The organism is uncultured Frigoribacterium sp., from assembly GCF_963515265.1.
Classification (GTDB): Bacteria; Actinomycetota; Actinomycetes; order Actinomycetales; family Microbacteriaceae; genus Frigoribacterium.
Genome location: NZ_CAUPYL010000182.1, coordinates 1 through 5,200 on the forward strand (window position 1 = coordinate 1; position 5,200 = coordinate 5,200).

The window sequence follows — 5,200 nt, forward strand, 5'->3', positions numbered from 1 at the left end:
GGCACGGCCTCCTCCCGCGACCAGCGCCTCCGCCCGGGCGTGCACCTCGAGGGCGGTCGGGCGCGCGTCCGCCTCGCGCGCGGTCATCGCGCGCAGCAGCGAGGCCCACTCCGGGCCGAGCGCGTCGGGCACGACGGGGTCACGGTGCAGGCGTCCGGTCAGCGACTCCATCATCGAGCCGGGGAACGCCCGCTCCCCGGTCAGCGCCTCGAGCACCACGAGGCCGAGGGAGTAGATGTCGGAGGCCGGACCGACCCGCGTGCCCAGGGCCTGCTCGGGGCTGAGGTACGCGGCCGTGCCCAGCACGGCGCCGGTCGCGGTCACGCGCGTCGAGTCGACGAGGGAGGCGATGCCGAAGTCGGCGAGCTTGGGCGACCAGCGGCGACCGGGTACGGGAGAGGGGGCGAGCAGCACGTTGCTCGGCTTGACGTCGCGGTGCACGATGCCGGCCGTCTGCACGACGTGCAGCGCTCCCGCGAGGTCGACGAGCAGCTGCGCCGCGTCGGTCGTGTCGAGGGGGCCCTCGGCCAGACGCGACGAGAGGGACGGGCCGTCTACGAGCTCCATGGCGAGCCAGCCCGGGCCGCTCGTCGGCGCGACGTCGGCGTCGTACAGGGTGACGAGCGCGTGGTGGCTCAGCGAGGCGAGCACGGCCACCTCGTTCTGGGCCCGCTGGGCGTCGGCCGGGTCGGAGCCCTGGGCGCTGAGCAGCTTGACGGCGATGGTCCGCCCGAGCAGCCGGTCGTCGGCACGGTGCACCGTCGACATGCCGCCGCGCCCGAGGACGTCGCCGAGGAGGTAGCGGCCGGCGAGGAGGCGCGGTGCGTCCCGGTCGCCCACGGTCGCGTCGTCGTCACGGTCGTCCATGACCCCGAGGCTACCGGCGGGACGGGACAGGTGCCCGTCGCCGACGACGGGGCCGGGCCCCGGGCAGTCGGGGGAGCAGCGCCTAGCGGGCCGAGACGGGAGCCGTGGTCTGCTGCTGGGCGATGACCGAGCTCAGCTCGTCCAGGAACGCGCTGACCGCCTCCGCCTGCTCGGCCGGCACGCCCATCAGGAACTTGCGCACGTGGGGCGCACTCGTCACCGTGTCGCAGGCGTCGCGCCCGGTCGCGGTGGTCGTCACGATCTTGCGGCGGCCGTCGGCAGGGTCGGGGGTGCAGGTGATCAGCTCGGCGTCCTGGAGGCGGTGCAGCAGGTTCGAGACCGCGGGCGTCGAGAAGCCGAGGGTCGCGGCCAGCGTGCTGGGCGTCATCGGTTCGTCGGTCTGCTCCGCCGCCAGCACCAGGGCCAGCGCGTCACGCTCGGTCCGCGGCAGCGCACCTGCGGACCCTCGGCGGTCGAGTCGCTGCTCGGTGATGCGCCAGGCCTCGAGGGCGGCGTGGAGGCGGGCTGCCTGGATCTTCTGCGGCATGCGGGGGGGTGTCCTCTGAGTGGTCAGGTCGTCGGGGTGCGGCGGCGAGTGCCGGTGGTCCGTGTCGGGCGCGGACGGTCAGTCGAGGTCGTCGTCGTCGATCGAGGTGTCGAAGTAGGCGACGTGGTCGTCGGGCACCGAGCCGAGGATGCGGTCGGCGAAGGTCACGAGGCGACCGCCATCTCGCGGTCGTCGCGGGCCGACACGGCCTCGGGGTCGACGAAGAAGCTGGCGTAGCTCACCTCGAGCGGCCGCACGACGTCGAGGGAACGGGCGCCGTTCTCGACCGCCTGGGCCATCGACGCCACGACGTCGCGGACCCGGCGGCGACGCGGGTAGGTCTCGATGCGGGCCGCGGGGACGGACCGCTCGCGGACGTAGAAGCTGTCGAGCTCGGTCGCCGTGGGGCGCACGGCACCGCCCACGCGACCGCTGACGGCGGCGACGAGGTCCTCGTGCGTGAGGCGACGGAGGTCGACGCTCATCGGAGTGCCTCCGAGTCGAAGAGCTCGGCCAGGTCCAGCGGCTGGGTCTCGGCCAGGAGGTGGTGGCCGGCGTCGGTCACGGCCGCGGAGGTCGAGGCGCTCATGCGCCGGCGCCCATCGCGAAGAGCATGCCCGCGATCAGCGTGCCGCAGGCGGCGAGAGCCGAGGTGGCGACGACGAAGAGCGTCAGCTGACGGTCGGCGTCGCGGATCTCGGAGAAGGGGGAGTGGTGCGTGGTGGTCATGTCCTGCTCGTTCCTGCCAGCCCTGCGCTGACCTCGAGGTGCATGTGGTTCGTGTCCCTCGTACCGCCGTGAATCGGTACACACGAATGGTTACACAGACTCGCTAGTCGCTCTAACTAGATGGCTGAGAGAGTTCGCAGAACGGACATCCCTCGAGGACGAAGGACCCGGAGTGCCCACGCAGGGCGCGCGAACGACGTGCGCGCGGCACGGACGCGGCGTGTGCGCGGCGTGCGCGCGGCGAGAGGCCTGGACGAGCACCCTCCTCCGGAACGGGGAGACCAGGGGAGGGTGCTCGAGGCGCCCCGGCCGAGTTCAGGCGACCGGGATGTGCGCATCGACGTCGACGGGGCGGAGGTTCGGGTCGACCACCCCGCGTCGGTGCGTTGCGTCGACATTAGGGGCGTCGGGCGCGCCAGGACGAGGGGGTTGCCAATCGCTCGATGCCGAGCTATCTTCAGCTCTCGGCGAGGGGGCGGTCCTCTGCGGGCGGCTCGGCGTGGTGCTCCAGGGGCGTCACGCGCACCGTCGCGATCCGGTAGCCCTCCATGCGGACCACCTCCACGGTGGCGCCGTCGACGGCGAGGGTGTCGCCGACGACCGCCAGTCGTCCGAGCGCGTCGAAGACCCAGCCGCCGACCGTCTCGTACGGGCCGTCGGGCAGCGAGACGCCGGTCTGCTCCTCGAGCTCCTCGACGATCAGGCCGCCCTCGACCTCGCGGCTCTCGCCCGCCTCCAGCGTGCCCTCGCCGCGGTCGCCGGTGTCGTACTCGTCGTAGATCTCGCCGACGAGCTCCTCGAGCAGGTCCTCGAGGGTGACGATGCCGTCGGTGCCGCCGTACTCGTCGATGACGACCGCGATCTGGTGGCCGTCGTCGCGCATGGTGCTGAGCGCCGCCAGCACCTTGGTCGTCCCGGGCAGGGCGAGGATCGGCCGGGTGATGTCGGCGACGGTCGTCGCCTGGTCGCCGCCCGCCGCGGGCACCGACGCCATCAGGTCGCGGACGTGCACGAATCCGAGAACGTCGTCACGGCTGACGCCGACCACGGGGTAGCGCGAGTGCGGCAGGGCCAGCACGGTGCGGTAGCCGTCGCTGACGGACGAGTCGCCGCCGAGGAACGACACGTCCGGCCGCGGCCTCATCACCTCGGCCACCCGGCGGTCGTCGGCGTCGAGCACGTCGGCCAGGATGCTGCGGCTGTCGCGGTCGATCTCGCTCGTGTTCGAGATGATGTCGCGGACCTCGTCGGCCGAGACCTCGTCCTCCTTCTGGTCGGGATCGAGGCCGAGGAGGCGCCCCACGCCGTTGGTGGACACCGACAGCAGCCAGATGACCGGCCGCATCAGCCGGGCGAGGGCGTTCAGCGGCGGCGCGAGCGTCTTCGTGAACGCGACGGACTTCTGCATCGCGAGCCGCTTCGGCACGAGCTCGCCGAAGACGAGGGAGAGGTACGCGACCACGAGCGTCATGCCGATCAGGGCGACGGTCGACGCCGTGCTCTCGGCGAGGCCGAGCGCCATCAGCCCGGGCACGAGGTCGGGGGCGATCGTCGAGGCGCCGTAGGCCGACGAGAAGAAGCCTGCCAGGGTCACGCCGATCTGCACCGCCGAGAGGAAGGTGTTCGGGTTGCGGACGAGCTGCCCGATCTTCCTGCCGCGCTCGCCGCTGGCCTCGATCGCCCGCACCTGGCTGTCGCGGAGGGTGACGATCGCCATCTCGGTGCCTGCGAACACCCCGCCGATCAGCACGAAGAGCACGACGAGGCCGATGTTGAGCAGGGTGTCCGTGTCCATGCGCTCGATCCTGGCGGGGCGGACCGGGAGATCGCCCCGAACGTGCGCGAGGTGCACGCTCTGCACGTCGCGACCCGCGGGCGAGGGGGTGCGTCAGGCCCGGTCGTGCAGGGTCACGTGGTACCCGTCGGGGTCGGCGAACGTGAAGGTGCGGCCGAAGGGGCCGTCGATCGGCTCGGCGACGACGGTCACGCCGGCCTCGACGAGGGCGTCGTGGATCGCCTGCACGTCGGTGGCGTGCAGCCAGAGCGCGACACCGACGCCGGGCTGGGCGACGGAGTCGAGGTCGGTGCCGGGCAGGAGGCCCCGCAGGGCGAAGGCGATCGGCGTCGTCGTGAAGACGACGGCGTGCGGCGGGCCGGCGGGCGATCGGACGAGACCGAGGTGGGTCTCGTAGAACGCCCGGGAGGCGTCGAGGTCGCGGACCTGGAGGGAGACGAAGTCGGGGCCGGTGACGGGCATGGGTGCTCCTGTGCTGATCGGGGTGAGGTGACGGCGTGGTGAAGCGACGCGGCCTTGTGTGTCAGTCTTCTGACACGGATAAACCTATGTCAGACTGCTGACATGAGTCAAGGGATCGACCTCGAGACGTCGCTGGGCTACCTGCTCAAGGAGGCGGCGAGCGCTCTGCGGACGGCGATGGAGGAGGTGCTCCGGCCGCTCGGCATGACGGTCACGCACTACTCGTGCCTCGAGCTGCTCGCGCAGCGGCCGGGGCTGTCGAACTCCGAGCTCGCCCGTGGGGCCTTCGTGACCCGGCAGTCGATGAACGTCCTGCTCCAGGCGCTCGAGCGCGACGGGTCGGTGACCCGGCCCGCGGAGGCGCCGGTCGGCAAGGCGCTGCCCGCCCGTCTGACGCCAGCGGGGCGGCGACGCCTCGCGGCGGCGACCGCGGCAGTGCGCGGCGTCGAGCTGCGGATGCTCTCGGGGATGAGCGAGGCCGACCGGCCCGAGGCGCGCCGCCTGCTGCGCAGCATGGTGGTCGCGCTGCAGGCCGACGCCGGCTGACGACCGGCTGTCTCGGCGTCGAGGAACCGGGTTGCGGGCGGTCGCTAAGGGTAGGCTAACCTCAGTTCTCGTGACCCCGACTGACACGGCCCTCGTGACGCCCGCCTCCTGGGCCCCGTCCGCGGCCGCAGCGGCGCCCGCTGCGCCGGGGGCGCGGACCGAGCCCACCGCGCTCGTCGCCGACGGGGTCTCGGTCTCGTACGGCGCCTCCGACGTGGTGCACGACGCCCGGCTCGAGCTGCGTCCCGGCCGGG

7 protein-coding genes and 1 pseudogene are annotated in these 5,200 nt (G+C 72.8%); 2 read left to right on the top strand and 6 right to left on the bottom strand.

What is annotated here, in order from left to right:
- The 6 genes from RWM17_RS12005 to RWM17_RS12030 form a co-directional block, all read right to left on the bottom strand.
- Window positions 1-867 (bottom strand): serine/threonine-protein kinase (locus tag RWM17_RS12005; RefSeq protein WP_314103996.1); only part of this gene is annotated, 867 nt, incomplete at its 3' end.
- Between the two features lie 82 nt (window positions 868-949).
- Window positions 950-1,414, bottom strand: coding sequence for a MarR family transcriptional regulator (locus tag RWM17_RS12010; RefSeq protein WP_314103997.1), 465 nt, complete (start codon window positions 1,412-1,414; stop codon window positions 950-952).
- 164 nt (window positions 1,415-1,578) lie between these two features.
- Entirely contained in the window at window positions 1,579-1,899 is a 321-nt protein-coding gene (locus RWM17_RS12015) for a hypothetical protein (protein WP_314103999.1), read from the bottom strand.
- A gap of 100 nt (window positions 1,900-1,999) precedes the next feature.
- Entirely contained in the window at window positions 2,000-2,143 is a 144-nt protein-coding gene (locus RWM17_RS12020; RefSeq protein ID WP_158614632.1) for a hypothetical protein, read from the bottom strand.
- A 457-nt stretch (window positions 2,144-2,600) separates the two neighbouring features.
- Window positions 2,601-3,938 carry a hemolysin family protein gene (locus RWM17_RS12025; RefSeq protein ID WP_314104000.1) on the bottom strand — a complete coding sequence of 446 codons (1,338 nt, stop codon included), beginning with the start codon at window positions 3,936-3,938 and terminating at the stop codon, window positions 2,601-2,603.
- Between the two features lie 93 nt (window positions 3,939-4,031).
- Window positions 4,032-4,400 (bottom strand): VOC family protein, encoded by a 369-nt coding sequence (locus tag RWM17_RS12030; RefSeq protein ID WP_314104002.1) that lies wholly within the window; start codon window positions 4,398-4,400, stop codon window positions 4,032-4,034.
- Between the two features lie 102 nt (window positions 4,401-4,502).
- Here RWM17_RS12030 and RWM17_RS12035 point away from each other — a divergent pair, with 102 nt between their 5' ends.
- Together RWM17_RS12035 and fecE are read left to right on the top strand one after the other, a co-directional pair.
- The gene (locus tag RWM17_RS12035; RefSeq protein ID WP_314104003.1) at window positions 4,503-4,946 is read left to right on the top strand and encodes a MarR family transcriptional regulator; all 444 of its coding nucleotides are present in this window, start codon (window positions 4,503-4,505) and stop codon (window positions 4,944-4,946) included.
- A 70-nt stretch (window positions 4,947-5,016) separates the two neighbouring features.
- Window positions 5,017-5,200: pseudogene (gene fecE / locus RWM17_RS12040) on the top strand (Fe(3+) dicitrate ABC transporter ATP-binding protein FecE); the annotation flags it as partial.

What these genes read in the sequence shown, in the direction of transcription:
- RWM17_RS12010 (WP_314103997.1), bottom strand. Translation starts at nt 1,414, where the DNA reads ATGCCGCAGAAGATCCAGGCAGCCCGCCTCCACGCCGCCCTCGAGGCC.
- RWM17_RS12015 (WP_314103999.1), bottom strand. Translation starts at nt 1,899, where the DNA reads ATGAGCGTCGACCTCCGTCGCCTCACGCACGAGGACCTCGTCGCCGCC.
- RWM17_RS12020 (WP_158614632.1), bottom strand. Translation starts at nt 2,143, where the DNA reads ATGACCACCACGCACCACTCCCCCTTCTCCGAGATCCGCGACGCCGAC.
- RWM17_RS12025 (WP_314104000.1), bottom strand. Translation starts at nt 3,938, where the DNA reads ATGGACACGGACACCCTGCTCAACATCGGCCTCGTCGTGCTCTTCGTG.
- RWM17_RS12030 (WP_314104002.1), bottom strand. Translation starts at nt 4,400, where the DNA reads ATGCCCGTCACCGGCCCCGACTTCGTCTCCCTCCAGGTCCGCGACCTC.
- RWM17_RS12035 (WP_314104003.1), top strand. Translation starts at nt 4,503, where the DNA reads ATGAGTCAAGGGATCGACCTCGAGACGTCGCTGGGCTACCTGCTCAAG.